Genomic DNA, 17,605 nt, shown 5'->3' with positions numbered 1-17,605 from the left:
AGGCACGCGTCAGACGCATATGACACAACAAGTGCGCCAGATGCGCAACTTTCCCTAGACCGCCTCCCACAACGTGCGCGGGATCCCTTCGCTGCCGTTGGCCGCCCGAGGACGGGAGGGCCGGTCCCAGCCGGGCTTGGGCCGACGCTGCGCGATGACGCGCCAGCCCGCCGCGCGCAGGCTGGCACCGCTCTCACCTGCGCGTATAGAACGGCAGGACCAGTGCAGACACGAGCCGCCGCAGACCGGGCCGGACACGCGGGTGTGGTTGTAGGTGATCAGACGGCGATACCCGAGAGCCTTCGCCGCCCGCCAGGCCGTGCCGTACAGCATCGAGTTGGCGTTGCGTGTCCCGTCCGTCGCAGTCCTGATGACCTCCAGCGTCATGCCGTCGTCGAGGCGGCGCGCGACCGGCCGGCCGACGATCGCGACGCCAATGAGACGATCGGCGCTGTCCGCGATGCCGACGCTGAACTTGTGGCCGCGGGGCGGCTGAAGGTGCCGGTGCCACATCGAGACGAAACCGCAGGCGTCGCGGAAGCTCACGGGGACGATGCGCAGGCTCACTCGACCTCCCCGAGCGGGGTGTCATGTCCGCCTTTTCGCCGCTGGGCCTCCTGCGACGACTCGGCCACCTCGTGCAGTCCGCACGGGCACTTCAGCCACCAGAAGTGCCGATCAATCGTCCGGATGAACGCCCCATTGGACGAGACGTTCTTGTGCCGCTCCGTCGTCTTCGTGACGGTCACCCGGTGGACCGGCTGCACGCCCTCCCGCCGGTGCGGGATCCAGTCGGGCCGCAGCCTGGCCAGCGTCTTGTTCACCTCGCACCACTCCATGCGAAGCTGGGCGAGCCGCGCGTCATCGAGGAGCGCGATGAACTCCCAGCCGAGGAAGTCGTCCTGCCACTTCCGGTACTCCTCCAGCAGCAGCCGAGGCGGCTCAACGACATCGGTCCCGGCGAGCTCGCGTTGGTGGTCGCCGAAGTCCACGAGGTAGCCGAAGAACGCGGGCCTGTTACGGTAGATCACCTTCACGACTCGACCGACCACGCCGTACGCGCGCCGCATCTGCACGCGGTCGCCCATCTGGTACGTCTTCGGCTTCGGCGTCCGGGCCGGCTTGCGGTTAGGCACAGGCGGTCTCCTCGATGAGCGCGCGGGCCCGCTCATACGCCTCGTCCACGTCGATGCCGTAGTTCTGGGCGACGATGAGGTCCACGAGGTTGTTGACCGCGCGGGCGGCGTCCCACGCGGAGACGACCTGCACGGCCTGGTCCTCGTCGGACTCGGCGACGAGCGCGGCGAAGCCGATCTCCTCCACGGCCTTGTCGGTGGCGTCCTGCAGCAGGGCGCGCCTGCACTGGTCGAGCGGTTCACGGCAGTGGAAGCACATGACGGACATCAAGAGCCCCTTTCAGATCAGGGTGAGTTGTAAGGGTTCGGAGGCACGCGCGGGGGTGCGCGGTAAGGCCTGAACGGTGCGCCTGGGCGCGAGGTCGTAGCGTCCGTTGTCCCAGGCGCTGGTGAGGTATTCCGGGTCGATGAGCGCGGGGGCGTCATCGAGCAGCAGTTGCCACGTCCAGCGCAGGACGGACGGCAGGTGCTTGTCGGGGCCGTTGGTGAGGAGCGTTCCGTCCGCCGAGTCGGCGTCCATCGCGAGCGACGCGTACCGCATCCGCTTGAACGAGTTGACCCGGCCGACGTGCACCCACAGCCCGGCAGCGCACGCGGCCCGCGCGAGCACGGCGGCCGCGGGACTGAGCTTCCAGCTCGTCGATCCGCCGATGAACAGGCAGTCGAAGTCCTCCCAGCGCCACCAGTCGCACAATTCGAGATGGTCCTGGGCGACCAGGGCGACCGGGTATCCCATTCGCCGGATGCGGTCAAGGTACGGGTATGAGCGGTTGATGCTGGTGAACGCGTTGAAGGGGACGTCGGGGGCGGTCGCGAACAGGCACCGGTCGGCGAACTCCGCGCGTTCCTCCAGCCAGTCCATGTACGCCTCGTCGCCAACGTACGTGCTGCCGAAGATCCCGGAGTCGGCGGCCCACCAGCCGTGCTCTGGGACGCGGTTGCCCGAGGAGGGCGTGACGATGGCGCCGAGCCGGCGCGCGTGGATGTGCTCTCGGATCCGGGCAGTGGACGGTGGCGCCAGGTACAGCGGCGCGTGCATCAGTAGCAGGCCGCCGCGGTGTCGAACAGGGGCGGCTGCCGGGCCTTCTTGCGACGACGGACGAGGCCGGCCTCATGTCGGCGGCGCAGCTCCGCGAGCGTCAGCGGATACTTCACCCCGGCGCGGGTCTCGGTGAGGATCGCCACGTCCTTGTCGTGCGTGATGCGGAACTTCTCCTCCAGTTCCTCGGCGTAGGCGTACCGCTCTGGGAAGGTCTCCAGCGTGAGCAGCCATTGCTCGCGCCCGGCCCTCACGCACAGGCCGCCGCAGTTGTTGTGCTCGTAGCCCAGTTCGTAGAGCCGGGGCACGGCGATGCCGAGGGCTCTGCACTCGTCGAGCATCCGGTCCTTGGACCAGTGCGGCTCGTCGCACATCGGGAACTCGACTTGCCACGGCGACCAGCCAGCCACAGTGCCGGGCAGGCGTCGCTTCTCTGCATGGTCGAACCCGACGTAGGCGATGGTGTCTGCCGGGTCGCAGTGCTCGGTCATCCACCGGCGGCAGGGCACCTGCTTGAGGTGCTTGCTGCAGGGCGCAAGCCGGGAGTTGCCGAGCCATTTGACGTCGAAAAACACCTCGAACGGCGTGCGACCGTCCTTCACGATGGTCGGCGCGACGCCCAGGTGTGCGCTGGCGTCGTCCATGAACCGGTAGAGGTCTTCGTCTTCGGTGAGGGTGTCGGCGAACAGCAGCACAAGGTTGTCCGTGCCGTGCTTGGCCTTGACTCGGTCGGCGGCGTGAAATGACCCAATGCCGCCGCTCATCTGGACGACATGGCGGGTGGCCAAGACGGTCTCCTTCGGTGAGGGAGCCCCGCCGCACGGGTGCGGCGGAGCGAATTGCGGTACCGCAGTTAGCGGCTTAGGCTGCGAGGCCGTACTCGAAGCGGGACAGCTCGATGCCCAGGAACGCCTCGATGAGGGCGCAGGTAAGGATCTCGGCCATCGGCGGTGGGACCGCGTTGCCGATCAACTTGACCTTGTCGCGGGCGGAGTCGGCGACGAACACGTAGCGGTCCGGGAACGACTGGGCCCGCTGGAGCTCCGGGATCCGGAGCATCCGGAACAGGATGGACGACACGTCGATCTGGCCGTCCGGGGTGAGCAGCGCCCACCGGTCGCGGGTTGGGACCGTCCCCATCGGCTCGTGCACGCTCTGCGTGCGGCCGTTGCCGTAGTACGCCATGAGCAGCGTCTCGGGTAGGGGCAGGCCGGGCGGCGCGGTGACGAGCGACTGGTGCCCGGTCGTGGTGACCGTGCGCATGTGCTCGCTCGTCGGGGTGACGTGCTCGCGACCGTCGCCCCGGCTGCCGTTGTTCCGCATGATCAGCGCTGGCGGCGGCTGCCAGCCGGGAGGGACGCCGAGCCCGTGATGGAAGCCGCCGGCCGTGACCGCGTGCGCTGGGTCCTCGAACGCGGGCCTGGACTTGAACTCGTCGCCACCGCCTCGAAACGGGAACACCAGCGGCAACATGTCGTCCTTGAATGCCGGGTCAGTGGCCAGCCCGTGGTTGGAGCCGTTCGACACGAGGGTCGCCAGCGTGTCCGTGGTCGGGTCAGTGTTACGCGGCCTACCCGAGCGCATCAGCGACAGGAACGAGGGGAACACGCCTGGCTGCGCGTCCGGGGGGAAAGCGATGCCGTCCTCATTCCGGGTGGTGCTGGTCCGCTTCGGCAGACTGACCGGCCGCGCCACCTTCCCGTCCCGGCCTTCGCATGGCACGACGAGCGCGTTGGCTTCGCGCGTGGTGAGCGCGGGGATCGGCTCGTCCACTCCCCTGGGCCCGTCGTTCCAGGTGCCGCCCGCCGGCGTGATGAACGGCTTGATCCAGTGCTCCTCGACTCCGGCGCGGATGCGGGCGATCGTCTTCGGGGCCAGGCCCTCGGGCTTCTTCTTGGTCCTCTTCCTGGACCCGATCGGGGTGCCGAGGTCGGTCCAGTCGATCGTGTACGCGGCCGGTAGACGGGGCGGTTCGATGAGCTGCCCCTGGCAGGCGACCTCGGGGCACACCCACACGTACTGGCCGTTCTTGATGCCGTAGACGCCCATGTCGGTGCCGCGCTTCTTCCACGCACGAACGGCCTGCACCCATCCGCCGTGGCGAGGACAGAACGCGTACGGGTCGAACCACTTGCGGTAGTTCGGCGTCCGGCCCACGGACTCGTGGATGCCGGAGATAAGCATCCGGTCGCGGGACTGCGGGGTCGGCAGCGTAGTGCGGCCCTGGACGTGGGCGGCGTTGACGGCGTGGATCTGGATGATGTAGCCGAGCTTGCGCAGCTCGCGGATCCACCGGTCCCAGTGCGCCCACAACCTCGCCTGGACGACGTTCTCGACGCCGAACCCGAGCACCGGCTTGCCGTGCTTCTCCTGGCAGTGGCGCAGATAGGTGACGACCTCCTCCATGAGCGCCCGGGACCGGATGCGGGTCTTCTGGTGCTCGGTCAGGTTGTCCAGGTCGTCGGCCCAGAGGGCCATCTGGTTTTCCTTGTCGAAGTACCGCGTCTCGCCCGAGGCCGTGGAGAACGCGGGGCATGCGGGACTTGCCCAGAAAAAGCTCGCGTAGGGAAACCGCTCGATCGCGTCGGCCGCCTGGACGTCTCCTAGCCAAAAGTCCACGTCAGGGTGGTTTTGGACGTACGTCCACTTCGCGGGCTTGGCGTGGTTGGCGGCGAACTTGATCTTGGTGCCGGGGACGGCGGCGATCCCAGTACCGGAGCCGCCACCGCCCGCGAACATCTCGACAACGTCGATGTCGTCGGGGAAGAGCCGGTTCAGCACGAGCCCTCCCCGCGGGCGGACGTCTCGGCGGCGGCCCGCGCGGCGCGAGTCTGCGCGACGGCCTTGGCCAGCTCGTCCTCCGTGAGGAAGGGGATCCGGATCATCTCCTCGACCTTGCGGAGGAAGATCATGCCGGAGGACATCAGGATCGCCTCGTAGCCGTCGGAGGACGTCCAGAGCACGGACACAGCCCCCATGGCTCGAAGCCCGGGGTTGAGCGCCCTCGCGGAGTGATTCTGGGCAGGGGGTACTGCAGAGTGGCGGTTCATCTGTGGTGTTGCCTTTCGCAGATAGCGAGGAGTTAGAACGAGAGCGAGAGCTGGGCGGGTCCATTGAGCCCGGCCAGCCATGCCGTCTCGAAGGAGCGATAGGTCTTGTCGTGCGCCAGCGCGGGCGCGGCGGTCAGAACGTGCTCGACGCACGGGTAGTAGAGGTTCCGGGTGCGCAGCCACACCCGGTGGTGTCGGCCGTCCGTCTCGACGTCGCGGCCGAGCAGGTACGCGGCCCGGTCAAGGTGAGCGAGCACGTCGGCCCGCGAACCCTCGACCAGCAGTTCGAGCGACCGGTGGGTCTGGCCGCGCGCCATCGCGTCGCCGGGTTTGGCCGCCATGGCGCGGCGCACGTCGTAGATCGCCCACGGCATCCGGTCAAGGTGCCGGTCGAACATGTCCAGCAGCGGCCCGCTGTCGGGGTCCGAGGCGATCAGGTCGTACAACTGCTGGCCAGCGAGGAGCCCTTGCCGCGGGTTCATCGCGACGGCCAGATGCTCCATCGTCAGTCCGAGCAGCGCTTCATGAGGGTTGGCCAGGTAGCGCGGGATGGTCCGGTCACGGCCTTCTGCCAGCGAAAATGCGTAAGGGCACTGGACGCACGCCGACTTGGGCCATCTCACGCCGAGCTGGTCGAGGACGTACTGCTCGCAGTCATCGCGGTACCAGCCCCACTCGATCAGCGGGTACGACGGGATCCGCGTGCCGGGGCCGAGCGGCATGTCGCGGAACATCCGCTTGACCTCGCCCGCCTCGAAGCCGACGACGTGGACGAACTCCTCGTCGCCGACGATCTGGGCGATGACCTGGTCCAGGACCCAGCCCTTGAACTTCAGCGAGCACTTCCTGATGCCGCCGGACTGAGGCACAGTCGCCACCGACAGCAGTTCCTCGCTGAGCCGGTAGGCGCCCGGCGCTGAGGTCAGGCACAGGATCGGGTGGGTGGTGTCGTCGAGGATCACGATGCCGTCCGCCTGGCGGCGGCCAGTGCGGGCGACCTGGATGGTGCGGACGCCGTGGCGGGCGAGCAGCGGGTAGATGTGCTGCTCGACGAGGTAGGCGGTCTCCACCCATTCGTCTCCGGTCTGCGCCGTCACGACCACGAGGTCACGCAGGTCGAACCAGCGCGACGCAGGATCGGTGAGCCACCGCAGCAGGATCGCCGTCGAGTCCAGGCCGAGCCCGTACGAAAATATGATCTTCACGGGGTCTCCGGGGAGGCCCCCGCCCCTCGCTCGGGGCGGGGGCGCGTACGGTCGGCGGCTACTGCGCGGGGATGACCACGACGACCGTGTTGACGCCGGTCGCGGGGGCGAACGACCCCTCGGGCAGTTCCTCGAACCAGCCGCCGCGCCCCTCGACCAGGGCGCGGAACCGCTCGGCGGCCTTGAACTTCTGGTGCAGCACCCCAGCGGCCATCACCCCGACGAGACGCCCGCCCGGCTTGAGGAAGCCGAGCGCGTGGGTGACGTGCGCGATGTCCTTGCCGCCAGAGAACGGCGGATTCATCACAACCCGGTCATAGCCGTCACGCTCGGCCGGATCGACGTCCAGGAAGTCACGGACAGAGGTGGCGTTCGCGCTGGGGACGCGGCTGGTCAGGACGGTCGCCAGGTTGTAATCAATCTCGACGCAATCCACGACAGCGCCCCGCTCGACGGCCGCCAGTGCGATGTTCCCGGTGCCTGCTGAGGGTTCCAGAACCGTCATGCCGGGCCAGATGTCGGCCAGGTCCATGAGCGTGTCCACCACGGCGGGCGGGGACACGAACGCTTCCCGGCCCCGGCCGACGCGCACGCTGTCGGCCACGTTCGCTGCGGCCTTGAGCTTGTCCGTGTCGAGCTTCGGCACGTCCACCTTCGACGCCGCCGGCCGGACGCGCGCAGGCTCGTTCGGAGCGGTCACCGCGGGCTCGTCGCCGTGCGGGCACTCGACCTTCAGAACGTCGGTGTAGTTCACCTTCGGCTGCCAGTGATCCCGGAAGTCGAGCTTGACCGTGGTGGGGTTCGTCTTGAGGGCGAGCCCGTTGTACCCCCAGGCCCACACGCGGTCGCCGACGTGGATGTTGTGCTTGCCCCACTCGACGAACTCGCCTTGGCCGGTGGCGGCGGCGAGCTGCTGCCGGTCGTAGGCGAGCTGGTTTTCGATGTGCTCCTTCTGCGCGAGGAGCTGTTCGCGGTACTCGCCCGTCGCGGGCTTGTGCTCCTCGACGTAGTACGGCGTGCCGTCGTGCTTGCGGAACGTTCGCGTGTAGCCGTCGAGGCCGCGCTCCACCCGCCGCAGGTCCGCCTCCAACCGCTTGATCCGGCGGGCGGTCACGCGCGGCCTCGCGGAGTAGGCGGCCTGACTGCCGACCGCGTTGGCGCGGCGGGCTGCCTCCTGCGCGGTCCTGTCCTCCTCGACGCTCTTGCGCATGGCGGAGTCCATGCGCTTCTGGTCGCGCCGGGCTCCGCGCTCGGAGTGGTGCCCGATGAGGATCGGCTGCCCGCCCGCGAACCGCTCCGAGATCTGGTTGGCCCGGTCGGCAGCCGCCGCTGCGTTGCCTGCGTGGCGCTGCGCCTTGGCCGCGAGCGCGTCGCGCCGGTCGTCCAGCCGTTCCGCCTGGTCGGCGAGGACCTGGGCGCGGTCGCGCGGGGCGTCGTCGATCTCGACGACGACCTCGAACCCGGCCTCGCGCAGGGCTTGGGCCGCGCCGTTGATCTTCCACCGCTTGGCCACCTGGTCCCGGGACTGCCGAATCCCGATCATCTTGATGGAGGGGAAGAAGTGGAAGCCGTGCTTGCGCAGGATCTCCCAGGCACCGTCGCCCTTGACGGTGCCGTCCACGAGGGTGCCTTCCTCGTGGGTGTGGCTGATCGTGATCACTGGTTGGCCTCGCCCTCGGCCTCGTCGGCGTCGAGGAGTTGGGCCTGCAGCAGCTCGACGACGATCACGCGGGGCGGCTTGGACCCGGGCCTGGGCGCGAACGCGGCGCAGTCCGGCGGGCACTGCGTGGTGCGGTCGTCCTCGCTGGCCGGGATGGTGCCGCAGTGCGGGCACCGCTCGCGCGGCACGGTCTGGGAGACGTCGAACGTGCCCTTCTTCACGTAGTAGCGGGGCCCGCGCTTGGAGGACTGCCAGCCGTCGTCGGCCAGCTCTTTCTCCTTGGCCTTCTCCTCGTCGGTCTTCTTCCGGCCGATGTGCCGGAAGGTGCCGAGCGACTTCTCTCCCTCGGCCACGGCACGGCCCTGGCTGAGCCAGTAGTCGAAGCCGCCGCAGTGGGTGAGCGGTCGGCGCTGCGCGGCCAGGAGCAGCGCGTTCTGCAGCGAGTAGCCGGGCTCGTCGCTGGCGGGGTCGAGCTTCCAGCCGATGCTGGCCGCGATGTCGCGGAACCGCTCCAGTTCGGCCGGGTCGTTCAGGCACAGCACGGCATAGGCGTGCAGCGCCTCTCGCGCCGCCGTACGGCTGGCGGCGCTGCGGTCCTTTATGGCCTGCGTGACGGGGCGGCGCCGGCCCCTCTTCGTGGTCGCCATGGTGGCATTCTCCCTGTTCAGTTGGCTAATTGCGGTAGCGCTATTGACGTGCTGGCCCTGCCATATGGCAGGGCCAGCGTGGATAGATCAGTCCCAGGAGACGATCTCGTAGCCGTCCGGCAGGCTCACCCGGCGGCAGCACACCTCGCACTCGTAGCCGTCGGTCTCGTACGTGCCGTCGCCCGTGCCCGCCGTGACCTCGCCGGGCGCGACGATCCGCAGTTGGTTGGTGCGGGTGGCAACGTCAAGCTCGACGATGTGGTCCGCCGTGCCGCAGTCGGGGTACGGGCAGACCATCACGCCCTCACGCACCAGGGCGTTCGGCTCGTCCGGGCTGAGCAGGACGCCTTCGAGTGCGATCGTGTCGGGCTCGACCACCTGGGACGGGATGGCCAGTTCAGATCCGGGCCCAGGCTCCATCCCTCACCTCCAGGTGCCAGATGGTGTTGGTGGCCGAGTGGCGAGCCTTGATGAGGCCGCCGTTCTCGCGGACACGCAGCACGACGTACGAGCCGTCCCGGCCCTTGACGACGTCCGCGGCCTTGACGGGTGTTGCGCGCGAGGTCACACCGCCGCCTTGACCTCGGCGCGGACGTGCGTGGTGAACGGGTCGCCCGTAGTGCCGCCGTCGTAGCGGACGATGAGCCGAACCTTCGTCTCGTCGTCGGGCCTGATGTCCTTCACCGTCCCGGCCTGGACGCCGACGAGGACCCGCTGGTCGATGCGGAACCGCCCCATCTGCTCCCGGTTGCCGCGCAGGAAGCGAGCCAACTGCTCGCTTCCGATCAGCTCCGAGGGCTCCGACCGGCCGGGGTACTGCAGGGCGGCCGCCAGCGCGGTGCTCCCCTTGAACGCCACGACGATCTTCCAGTCGTCGCGGGTCAGGATCAGCTCCGTCGTGCCGTCGTCGCTGGTCTCGCCGGGCTCGATGGCCCACCCGCAGACCCGCGCCTTCGTAGTGATGACGCTGTGGCTGGTATTCGGGTTGGTGGCGGGCCTGGTTCTCCTGCTCATCGCGTTCCTCTCAGTGCAGACACGACGCGTGCCGTGTCGTAGACGGGGTTGGGAAGGTCCGCGGGGGCGCCGCACTGGCACAGGCCGGTGATGATGACGCCGCCGCGGATGTCGAGCCACCACCGGTTGGCGGCGGGCGGGAAGTAGTGGCTGAGCAGCGCCGCGGCGAGCTCGTTGCGGGGCCGGTCGCCGGGGTGCGACAGCCGGCCGACGATGAGGCGGGCGGCGGGGTACTCCTCGACCTCGGAGATCTCGGCGTCGTTGTCGCCATCGCCGAGGGTCAGCGCGGCGGTCAGGTGCCGGAGGTCGAAGCAGTCACCGTCCTCGGCCGTCCGGAGCTGCACGCGGGTGACCCAGGCTGGTCTCGCGGCGAGCAGCAGCCCGATGAGAGTGCTCGTCACGCTGGCTCGCCCTCGTGCGTCAGGAGGTCGATCACGGCGACTGTCGTGTTGTCGGGGTCGCGGCTCTGCCTGGCCATGTCGAGCAGCGATGCCGCGACATATTCGCCGGACAGGTCAGGCGAGGCGAGGCGCGCCAGGTCGTCGAGCATCGCGTTCATGTGGTCGGCCCGGCCTGCGAGGGGCAGGTGCGCGGTCAGACCGTCCGTCGCGATGATGAGGCGGGCGTAGTCGCCGGTGTCGGTGAGCAGGCGGTGCGGCCAGCGGCCTTCCGCCTCGTGCTTCTCCTCGACGTTGCACGGGGTGCCGCAGGGATGGCAGGACGGGACGGTCAGGGGGACGACCTTGCCGTCCAGGCGCGCCGCCCAGGCGGGTGAGTCGCCGACCCACGCCATGTCGAGGAAGCCCGGGGTGATCGCGGCTACGACCGCCGTGGTGATGCCCTCCTGTCCGGGCGGAGCGTCCTCGTTGCGCTGCTGCAGGTAGGTGCGAGCAGCGTGCAGGCCCTGGACGCCGCTGTTGGTGGAGCCGGTGACCGCCGCGGCGATCTGTGCGCTGATCTGGGCGGCGTCGGCCGCGTCGCAGTCGTCGCCAGCGCCGTCGCACACCGCCACGGCCAGCGCCCACGCGCCGTCGAGCACGGCCACGTAGTCGGCCTGGGTGTGGCGGCCATTCTGGATGCTGTCGTAGTGGACGCGGGCGATGCCTGGCACGTACATGAGGGGCATGAGGTTCCCTTTCAGTTGTCCCAGCCGTGCTGAGGCAGGGTGTTGAGGAGGCCGATGATGTGGGTGGCGCCGTCGCGCTTGCGGGTGCTGCGGTTGGGCTGCCAGGTGAGGGAGATCCGCAGGGCGCGGCCCTTGTCAGCGGAGACGTCGAGGGTGCCGAAGTACCAGCCGCGGCTGAGCCGGAGCTGGTAGATGCGGCGGTACGGCTTGTCGGGGACGTTGACGGTGAATCCGTCGTTGCGCAGCCGCTGGATGATTCCGGAGGCGCTGCGGTTGGGCTGCATGGGCATGGGACGGTTCCCTTCAGGGTTGGAGCTCGGGCGGAAGCTCGGTGATGGGGATGCGGCGAACGTGGGCGCCTGCGCCCCAGTTGCGGACGGTGTTCCAGGCGTGTGCTCGCGCCCACTCGCAGGGCACGGGGTGCCGGTTGTTGGGGTCGGGCTGAGGAGGGGCGCAGGCGATGCAGGGGCGGCCGGTGACGTAGATGTTGCCGCCGCCGTTCGGGCTGACGGCCATGTAGGCGTAGCCGCGCTCCTGGTCGAGGTTGTCGTTACGCATGGCGATCTACCGCCAGTTGGTGGAGCAGGAGTAGCTGTGCTGCGCCGGGGGCGCGTCGGCGTGGGCCGGGCAGTCGTTGCACTGGTCGTGGATCTCGACGGGGAAGACGTCGGTAATGCTCACCGGCTCGTGCTCAAGGTCGTCGTGGTGGCTGTTGGCGGGACGGGTCACGATTGCTCCCCTTCTGGGCGGTCTGTCGCGGCCGGGCGGGTGCGTTACGCTGAAACGCATCGGGTCTTCGTTGTGGCGACGAGGGTCCGGGGCTTTTTGTGGTGTTGGGATGGCCGGGCCTGTGGCGGGCCCGGCCATCGGCGTTGTCGGGCCTACTCGCGGGACATGACCCGCAGGGCGCAGTGGTTGACCGCCTCGACCCACACGCCCGCGGGCAGCGGGACCGGCTCGTACTCGATCGGCGAATAGTCCGGCCGGCCGCCGTGGGAGACGAGGAACGTCCACTCGTCCACGCCGTGCTCCCAGACGATGACGCGGCCGTCGCCGTCGTCCCAGTCAGCGTCCATGACCTTCGGCCAGTAGTTGCGGTCGCCGTGGAAGTGCTCACCGATCGCGTCAGCGATCTGCTGCGCCAGCTCGTCACTGATCTCGGCGATAGACGCGTTTACTGTGCTCGCGCCGTTGATTGCGGTACCGCATTCATCTGCGCGGGTGGCCATCATCGCGTCGAACAGCGTGCAGCCTTCCTGCATGGCGTGCTGGATGGCTTCGCTGGCGTGGGCGGGCCCCCAGTCGGCGGTCTCCAGGATCGCGATGAGCGCGCGCTGGGCGTGCCCGTACGGTCCGGGGTCGCGGGCGAGCTTCTGGTCATCGGCCTGGTTGAGGCGGCGCATGAGGAGCAGCAGGTCTTCGGCGATGCCGCGGGTTGTGGTGTCCATGGTGGGCTCCATTCGGGGTGGCGGGAGCGAAGGTCAGATGAGGCCCATGTCAAGGAGGGGCGAGACGTGCCCGTCCGGGCAGGTGCCGTCCACCTCGATCTCGTAGCCGTCCGGGCAGACAGGAGTGTCGCCGTAGATGCTCCACTCCCAGCCCTCGGGCAGGTCGATCAGGTCGCGCAGCATGTTCCTGGTCCTTTCGTCCTGGCTCAGTGGCCGGTGTTGGCGCAGACGGGCTTGCCGTCCGTCGTGCGGGAGACGGCGGGGCCGTCGCAGGTGCGGCAGGTGGCGCGCTCCCCGATCACTTCGAGCGCGGTGTCGATCGCCGCGCACGCGGCCATGAGCAGGCGTCGCTTGCAGTCATGCCCGGCGTTGCCCCGGACGACTTGCTCGAAGTCGAGCCGGTCGTCCACGGCGGCGCGGACGGCGCCGGTCAGCAGCAGCTCGACGCCGGTGTGGTCGAGGCCCCACTTGCCGGGGTCGGTGGCCTGGGCGGCGGTGAACGTGGTCACGAGGAGCGCGTCCACCAGCGAGCCGCGCTCGTCGAGCTTCTTCCGGCCGGCGACGTAGTACGGCATCGGGCGGCCGTCGTGGTACTCGATGGCGGGTGGCGTCGTCGTCGGGTTGGTCGGGGTGACCTCGTGCTCGTCGTTGTCGGGGTAACCGTCGCTCTCGCCGATCAGCTTCCAGCCGTGACGGTCGAGCAGGCCGTCCAGCTCGGGGGCGTCGTTGTCGAGGGGGACGCCGGAGTCGAGGATCGCGACGATCTTCGGCAGGGGGAACAGCGTCGTCTCGCCGTCTTCGGTGTCCTCCTCCGCTTCGGCGATGGCCACCAGGTGGTGCGCGGGGAGGGGAGCACCGTCGAGGCCGAGCGCGAAGGTGTCGGACTCGTCGATCGCGATGGCCAGGTAGCGAGTGGTCGGGGTTGTCGTTTGGGCCGTGGTGACAGCCGTCTCGGCCGGCTGGTCGCGCTCGCCGAGGTCGAAGATGACGTGCCGGATGACGACCATCTGTCCTTCGGGGGTGAGGTCGTCGTACGTGGCGTCCTCCGGGTACGACGTGGGGCCGGTGTCCTTCTCGTAGGCGAAGTGGTGGGCGGCCGTCGCGGTGACGGTGTGCAGGTTGTCCTCGTACTGCTCGGGGGTGGCCGGGTTGGTCAGCATCCGGGCGATGGTCGCGAGCATCTGGCTGGTGGTTCCGCCCGCGTAGCGGATTGCCTTGACTGTGATGAGCAGTTCGGCGTGCGTTCGGGTGATCATCGTGGTCATGTCGTTTCCCTTGTGACATGCCGCGACCCCGCGACCGTGGCGGTTGCGGGGCCGGAGCCTGTTTGTTGATTGCGGTGCCGCTATCAGCACATGGTGTCGGGTCTGTCCAGCCGGGCGGGGCCAGGGTGCGGCACCCTCTTCGGCGTTTCGGCTGGTCAGGTGCGGTGTTTCGTGGAGTTACGTCTTCGACGCTAACATATACAGGGGGGATACCTATACATATGGGGGTCCAACGACTCTCCCCCGATGTAACGATTTGGTTAACGCGTCAGACGCGTTCTAAGAGGTTGCATGCACATGACGCGTCAGATGCACCAGACACGAACTATGCGCGCGTCTGCGTCGATCTGACGCGCGTACAGCGCTGATTCTGACCAGTCGCCCGCCCTAAGCATCCGGCTTTACTACGTAGATCAGGATTTGTCGTTTTGTCGGTGCCCCATCGTCACCGCAGGAAGCGGGGGATGAGACGCCTGCCCGGCCAGCGAGACAATGCCTGCCGCCGCCTTTACGAACGCTTCCAGCGCAAGCTTGACCTCGTCACCTCGGGCCTCCAAGTCACCCTTGTCCCGACACTTAGGCATTTCAGCGGCCAGACGGACCGCCTCGTTGGCCAGATTCACAAGACGCGGGTCATGAGCGAGAAGCTGAACTCGGAACAAGGCATGGCCAGCGGCTGCCCGGAGGCGATAGGACTCGTCTCGGGCAGCAATGAATGAAGCTCCGCCTTCTCCGTCAGGATCATCACGAAGGCGATACCAGCGGTTGTACTGAGCAGCCCGAAGATCCATCAGAAGCTGGCTGAAGGTACTGTAGGTCTCCATCCGCTGCTGCAGAAGCCACTCATTCCGTGCAAATATCTCCGCTCGCTCAGCCGCCTTGCGCTGAAAGATGAAGGTGATGACGGATCCCACGACCGTGCCGAGAATGGCGACCAAGCTGGTGAGGACTGCCTGCACAACCCGAGTTGACCACAGCACGCCCAAGGGCGAAAGCCCTGTCTACCAAGCGCCTCATGATGTAGAAGCGGCAACGCGGTGAGCCTCCCCAAGCCGCTTCTCATCCAGTGCCGTCCGGGCCGCACGGTAAGCCGCGCTTGGACCGGAGCCACTTCCTCGGACTCTCACAGGTGGCGGCGCGAGCGCTTCCGCCCTGCTCAGTCTCGGTGGCAGCTCGACTGGCCCGCCAACGCGACGAGCGTTCATCGCCTCGAACTGCTCCCGCATGACCGCCTGCTCAGCACGGAGCTTGGCGGCCGCGGCCGCGAGCCGCTGCGACTTGCCGGGCAGGGGCCGGCCGTGCTCATCCAGCCACATCGACAGCCGGAACCGCACCCAGCCGGGAACATTGCGGATCTGGTCGCGACTGGTCCAGGTGTAGGTCCAGGCCGCGCCGTCCGGCTGGTGGTCGAGGGCGTGCAGCACGTCGCCAGCGGTCCACCCAGCAGCGACGAAGACCCTGGTCAGGTGCCGGATGTACCAGGGGGACAGCCGCCGCAGCGTGGTGCTCGCGTCGTGGATCTTCTGGGCGATCTGGAGCGCGTGCTTGCGAGTCCCCGGCGTGGCGGTGGCCTCGGTCGTCGTCGAGATTCGGTTTCGGCGGCGCGGAGTTGATCTTTCCTCGCGCGCGTGCGTAGGACCTTCTTGTACTCCCCTACGGGAAGTACAAGAAGGGGGTTCAGTTGTCGTTTTGTCGGTACGCAGATAGTGGTCGTCCAGCTCGGGAGCCGGGACGCACAGCACCCAGACAGCCGCCCGGTTCCCGTGGCCGTCGTCGTCGAGCCCGCACCGGTTGCCTCTGCGGAAGCGGACGGTCGTGCCCTCCTCGACGACGCCGAGGAAGCCGTGTTCGCGCAGCCACCGGATCCAGCGCTTCACGGTGGACAGCGCCAGGTCGAGGTCATCTGCGATGCGCTGTTCGGTGGGACGGGTGGTCAGGGTGGTCCAGTCGGCCCAGTCGGCGAGCTTGCCCGCGACCTCGGTGAGGTTGCGGTAGGCGTGGCACTTCAGGGTGAGCGCGTCGGCGTGCTGCTTGACGGCGCGGATGAATGCCTGTTGGGAGGGGGCGCGGCGCATGCCCTCGGGCACGGCCGACAGGACCGCCGTGCGGGACGGCTTGGGCGAGGGCTGTAAGACGTTCGGCTCTGGCGGGCGCCGGTGGTCCTGGCGCGCCGGGGCGAACGCTTGGCGAGGTGATATCTTCGACTCCAAGCATCTAGGGGCACCACCCGATCGGCTTGTCTGGGCGACCAACCTTCGAAGCCGGTCAGGGGTGCGGTGTCGCTGGTGATGTGGTGAGGCGCTCTCCGCTACGGCGGGGGGCGCCTTTCTCGTTGTGTGGCTGGGCTACTCCTGAAGACGAAGCCTCCGTTGCGGGCTTTCGCCCTGTCGTGGCGGAATCGTGTGATACAAACAGCGTTATTCGACGTGTCAGACGCGTCAGAAACACCATAGCGCGACGCGTGCGCTTGCACGAGACGCGTCTACGAAGATCACCACACGCATCACGAGAGACTTCCGAATTGCTGATCGCCGCGAGCCTGCACGTCCGGGACCAGGCGAAACACCTCGGTAGATCCGTTCGATGCGCATCGCCACAACCCCTTCAGGAGATGCACGATGGCCCGTGTCAGAGACCTGTGGTTCACGACGGTCAAAGGACCTGACGGCAAGCCCGTCCGGAAGAAGACCGCGAAGCACCCCGACAACGGCGGCAACCCGGACGCGAACCGGTGGCAGGGCGTGTGGATCGGCCCGGACGGTAGGGAGAAGACCGCCACGCGGCGCGTCAAGGACGCCGCCAGGAAGTACGCCCGGAAGATGGAAGAGGACCTGGAGCGAGGCGAGTACATCGACCCCGCCGCTGGCAATGCCCAGTTCGACGCCTACGGGCAGCGATGGCTATCCTCCCGTACCGGCATCGACCCGGCCTCTCTCATCCGATACGAGTCGATGTACCGGCTTCACATCGGCCCGAAGTTCGGGAAACGCAAGGTTGGGTCGATCAAGCCGTCCGAAGTCCAGGAGTTCCTGGCTGAACTCGGCGAGCGGTACGAGGCCTCAACACCGATTACGGCACTCCTCGTTCTGCAGGGCATCCTCGATCTCGCCGTTGCCGACGAGAAGATTAAGAAGAACCCAGCAAAGGCCGACATCGTCAAGGCACCTGCGCACGCGTACAAGAAGGTGGTCCCGTGGGCGGACTCGGTGGTTCTCGCGATCATCGCCGCCCATCCGGCGCACCTGCGAGCCATGCCCGTTCTCGGGGCTGGATGCGGCATGCGGGCAGGCGAGTGGTTCGGCCTCGCCCTCGAGGACGTGGATTTCGAGGAGATGACCATTCATGTGCGGCGCCAGGTCAAGAAGCTGAGGAGTGACTTCGTTTTCGCCCTGCCGAAAAGGGACAAGGAGCGCACGATTCCCATGTCTCGATGGGTTGCAGAGCATCTGCGTGCGCACATCGAGGCCCACACGCCACGGCCATACACCCTGCCCTGGGAGAAACCCGCTGGGAAGCCGCGTACTCACGACCTGCTGTTCCGGTGGGCGACCGACGATTTACACGTTCGACATCGCAACTACGACGAGACCGTCTGGAAACCCGCGCTCGTCGCGGCCGGAGTCATTCCAGAGCCGGTCAAGGACACACAAGGCCGGCGACGCTACCTCACCACGCGGCAGCAAGGCACACACCAGCTCCGTCACTACTTCGCCAGCGTGACCCTGGCAGGTGGTGTGACGATCAAGGACCTGTCCGAGTACTTGGGTCACGCCGATCCAGCGCTTACTCTGCGTGTCTACGCCCATATGCTGCCTTCGTCTCACGACCGGGTCCGCGAAGCCATTGATCGGCAGTTCCGGCAACCCGATGGCCGCTGAGACAGAACTGAGACAGAACTGGGGTCCGCGCAGTGGCGAGGGATCAATGAGGGGCGGCGTGGCGCGATGCTAGTTCTGCGGACTGCTGCCCCTCTGACGTGCAGAGTTCTCAGCGAACCGGCAACCCCGTGACGGCG

General features: G+C 67.9%; 24 protein-coding genes. 1 reads left to right on the top strand and 23 read right to left on the bottom strand.

All coding sequences use genetic code 11. The annotated features are described in order from the left end of the window. Positions 1-54: 54 nt before the first annotated feature. The 23 genes from HD593_RS59545 to HD593_RS59435 form a co-directional block, all read right to left on the bottom strand. Positions 55-567 (bottom strand): XF1762 family protein, encoded by a 513-nt coding sequence (locus HD593_RS59545; RefSeq protein ID WP_312904482.1) that lies wholly within the window; start codon positions 565-567, stop codon positions 55-57. Further along, complete coding sequence (locus HD593_RS59540) at positions 564-1,136, bottom strand: hypothetical protein (RefSeq protein WP_185112810.1); 573 nt, start codon at positions 1,134-1,136, stop codon at positions 564-566. The genes HD593_RS59545 and HD593_RS59540 overlap by 4 nt, the downstream gene beginning before the upstream one ends. Then, positions 1,129-1,404: a hypothetical protein gene (locus tag HD593_RS59535; RefSeq protein WP_185112809.1), complete on the bottom strand. Its 276-nt coding sequence runs from the start codon at positions 1,402-1,404 to the stop codon at positions 1,129-1,131. The genes HD593_RS59540 and HD593_RS59535 overlap by 8 nt, the downstream gene beginning before the upstream one ends. Before the next feature lie 12 nt (positions 1,405-1,416). Continuing rightward, positions 1,417-2,175 carry a hypothetical protein gene (locus tag HD593_RS59530; RefSeq protein WP_185112808.1) on the bottom strand — a complete coding sequence of 253 codons (759 nt, stop codon included), beginning with the start codon at positions 2,173-2,175 and terminating at the stop codon, positions 1,417-1,419. Next, on the bottom strand, positions 2,175-2,963 hold the full coding sequence (locus HD593_RS59525) for a hypothetical protein (RefSeq protein WP_185112807.1): 789 nt from the start codon (positions 2,961-2,963) through the stop codon (positions 2,175-2,177). The genes HD593_RS59530 and HD593_RS59525 overlap by 1 nt, the downstream gene beginning before the upstream one ends. Before the next feature lie 73 nt (positions 2,964-3,036). After that, positions 3,037-4,956 (bottom strand): DNA cytosine methyltransferase, encoded by a 1,920-nt coding sequence (locus HD593_RS59520; protein WP_185112806.1) that lies wholly within the window; start codon positions 4,954-4,956, stop codon positions 3,037-3,039. Then, positions 4,950-5,153 carry a hypothetical protein gene (locus tag HD593_RS59515; protein ID WP_185112805.1) on the bottom strand — a complete coding sequence of 68 codons (204 nt, stop codon included), beginning with the start codon at positions 5,151-5,153 and terminating at the stop codon, positions 4,950-4,952. Before HD593_RS59515 ends, HD593_RS59520 begins: the two co-directional genes overlap by 7 nt. Positions 5,154-5,257: 104 nt before the next feature. After that, complete coding sequence (locus tag HD593_RS59510; protein ID WP_185112804.1) at positions 5,258-6,430, bottom strand: hypothetical protein; 1,173 nt, start codon at positions 6,428-6,430, stop codon at positions 5,258-5,260. Between the two features lie 58 nt (positions 6,431-6,488). After that, positions 6,489-8,090, bottom strand: coding sequence for a DUF3560 domain-containing protein (locus tag HD593_RS59505; protein ID WP_185112803.1), 1,602 nt, complete (start codon positions 8,088-8,090; stop codon positions 6,489-6,491). Next, positions 8,087-8,737, bottom strand: coding sequence for a hypothetical protein (locus HD593_RS59500; RefSeq protein WP_185112802.1), 651 nt, complete (start codon positions 8,735-8,737; stop codon positions 8,087-8,089). Before HD593_RS59500 ends, HD593_RS59505 begins: the two co-directional genes overlap by 4 nt. Positions 8,738-8,824: 87 nt before the next feature. After that, a complete protein-coding gene (locus HD593_RS59495) occupies positions 8,825-9,157 on the bottom strand; it encodes a hypothetical protein (RefSeq protein WP_185112801.1) in 333 nt (110 codons plus the stop codon). Then, entirely contained in the window at positions 9,135-9,305 is a 171-nt protein-coding gene (locus tag HD593_RS59490) for a hypothetical protein (RefSeq protein WP_185112800.1), read from the bottom strand. The genes HD593_RS59495 and HD593_RS59490 overlap by 23 nt, the downstream gene beginning before the upstream one ends. After that, positions 9,302-9,751 carry a hypothetical protein gene (locus tag HD593_RS59485; RefSeq protein WP_185112799.1) on the bottom strand — a complete coding sequence of 150 codons (450 nt, stop codon included), beginning with the start codon at positions 9,749-9,751 and terminating at the stop codon, positions 9,302-9,304. The genes HD593_RS59490 and HD593_RS59485 overlap by 4 nt, the downstream gene beginning before the upstream one ends. Then, complete coding sequence (locus tag HD593_RS59480) at positions 9,748-10,152, bottom strand: hypothetical protein (RefSeq protein ID WP_185112798.1); 405 nt, start codon at positions 10,150-10,152, stop codon at positions 9,748-9,750. Before HD593_RS59480 ends, HD593_RS59485 begins: the two co-directional genes overlap by 4 nt. Further along, a complete protein-coding gene (locus HD593_RS59475) occupies positions 10,149-10,877 on the bottom strand; it encodes a protein phosphatase 2C domain-containing protein (RefSeq protein WP_185112797.1) in 729 nt (242 codons plus the stop codon). Before HD593_RS59475 ends, HD593_RS59480 begins: the two co-directional genes overlap by 4 nt. Before the next feature lie 11 nt (positions 10,878-10,888). After that, positions 10,889-11,167: a hypothetical protein gene (locus tag HD593_RS59470; protein WP_185112796.1), complete on the bottom strand. Its 279-nt coding sequence runs from the start codon at positions 11,165-11,167 to the stop codon at positions 10,889-10,891. A gap of 13 nt (positions 11,168-11,180) precedes the next feature. After that, positions 11,181-11,435: a hypothetical protein gene (locus HD593_RS59465; RefSeq protein ID WP_185112795.1), complete on the bottom strand. Its 255-nt coding sequence runs from the start codon at positions 11,433-11,435 to the stop codon at positions 11,181-11,183. A gap of 6 nt (positions 11,436-11,441) precedes the next feature. Then, positions 11,442-11,606, bottom strand: a complete 165-nt coding sequence (locus HD593_RS59460) for a hypothetical protein (protein WP_185112794.1) — start codon at positions 11,604-11,606, stop codon at positions 11,442-11,444. Positions 11,607-11,758: 152 nt separating this feature from the next. Beyond that, the gene (locus HD593_RS59455; protein ID WP_185112793.1) at positions 11,759-12,325 is read right to left on the bottom strand and encodes a hypothetical protein; all 567 of its coding nucleotides are present in this window, start codon (positions 12,323-12,325) and stop codon (positions 11,759-11,761) included. A gap of 33 nt (positions 12,326-12,358) precedes the next feature. Beyond that, positions 12,359-12,508 (bottom strand): hypothetical protein, encoded by a 150-nt coding sequence (locus tag HD593_RS59450; protein WP_185112792.1) that lies wholly within the window; start codon positions 12,506-12,508, stop codon positions 12,359-12,361. A gap of 23 nt (positions 12,509-12,531) precedes the next feature. Beyond that, the gene (locus HD593_RS59445; RefSeq protein ID WP_185112791.1) at positions 12,532-13,590 is read right to left on the bottom strand and encodes a hypothetical protein; all 1,059 of its coding nucleotides are present in this window, start codon (positions 13,588-13,590) and stop codon (positions 12,532-12,534) included. A gap of 413 nt (positions 13,591-14,003) precedes the next feature. Continuing rightward, the gene (locus HD593_RS59440; RefSeq protein WP_185112790.1) at positions 14,004-14,549 is read right to left on the bottom strand and encodes a hypothetical protein; all 546 of its coding nucleotides are present in this window, start codon (positions 14,547-14,549) and stop codon (positions 14,004-14,006) included. A 54-nt stretch (positions 14,550-14,603) separates the two neighbouring features. Further along, complete coding sequence (locus HD593_RS59435) at positions 14,604-15,677, bottom strand: hypothetical protein (protein WP_185112789.1); 1,074 nt, start codon at positions 15,675-15,677, stop codon at positions 14,604-14,606. Between the two features lie 531 nt (positions 15,678-16,208). On the opposite strand from HD593_RS59435, the gene HD593_RS59430 reads away from it, so the two are divergent. Further along, entirely contained in the window at positions 16,209-17,468 is a 1,260-nt protein-coding gene (locus HD593_RS59430) for a tyrosine-type recombinase/integrase (protein WP_185112788.1), read from the top strand. Positions 17,469-17,605 lie beyond the last annotated feature (137 nt).

It is taken from the genome of Nonomuraea rubra (assembly GCF_014207985.1).
GTDB classification, from domain to species: domain Bacteria; phylum Actinomycetota; class Actinomycetes; order Streptosporangiales; family Streptosporangiaceae; genus Nonomuraea; species Nonomuraea rubra.
This window is presented reverse-complemented; position numbering and strand designations above follow the sequence as displayed.

Coding starts and splice junctions, on each gene's coding strand:
- HD593_RS59535 (WP_185112809.1), bottom strand. CDS start 1,404: ATGTCCGTCATGTGCTTCCACTGCCGTGAACCGCTCGACCAGTGCAGG.
- HD593_RS59530 (WP_185112808.1), bottom strand. CDS start 2,175: ATGCACGCGCCGCTGTACCTGGCGCCACCGTCCACTGCCCGGATCCGA.
- HD593_RS59515 (WP_185112805.1), bottom strand. CDS start 5,153: ATGGGGGCTGTGTCCGTGCTCTGGACGTCCTCCGACGGCTACGAGGCG.
- HD593_RS59500 (WP_185112802.1), bottom strand. CDS start 8,737: ATGGCGACCACGAAGAGGGGCCGGCGCCGCCCCGTCACGCAGGCCATA.
- HD593_RS59495 (WP_185112801.1), bottom strand. CDS start 9,157: ATGGAGCCTGGGCCCGGATCTGAACTGGCCATCCCGTCCCAGGTGGTC.
- HD593_RS59485 (WP_185112799.1), bottom strand. CDS start 9,751: ATGAGCAGGAGAACCAGGCCCGCCACCAACCCGAATACCAGCCACAGC.
- HD593_RS59475 (WP_185112797.1), bottom strand. CDS start 10,877: ATGCCCCTCATGTACGTGCCAGGCATCGCCCGCGTCCACTACGACAGC.
- HD593_RS59470 (WP_185112796.1), bottom strand. CDS start 11,167: ATGCCCATGCAGCCCAACCGCAGCGCCTCCGGAATCATCCAGCGGCTG.
- HD593_RS59465 (WP_185112795.1), bottom strand. CDS start 11,435: ATGCGTAACGACAACCTCGACCAGGAGCGCGGCTACGCCTACATGGCC.
- HD593_RS59455 (WP_185112793.1), bottom strand. CDS start 12,325: ATGGACACCACAACCCGCGGCATCGCCGAAGACCTGCTGCTCCTCATG.
- HD593_RS59450 (WP_185112792.1), bottom strand. CDS start 12,508: ATGCTGCGCGACCTGATCGACCTGCCCGAGGGCTGGGAGTGGAGCATC.
- HD593_RS59445 (WP_185112791.1), bottom strand. CDS start 13,590: ATGACCACGATGATCACCCGAACGCACGCCGAACTGCTCATCACAGTC.
- HD593_RS59430 (WP_185112788.1), top strand. CDS start 16,209: ATGGCCCGTGTCAGAGACCTGTGGTTCACGACGGTCAAAGGACCTGAC.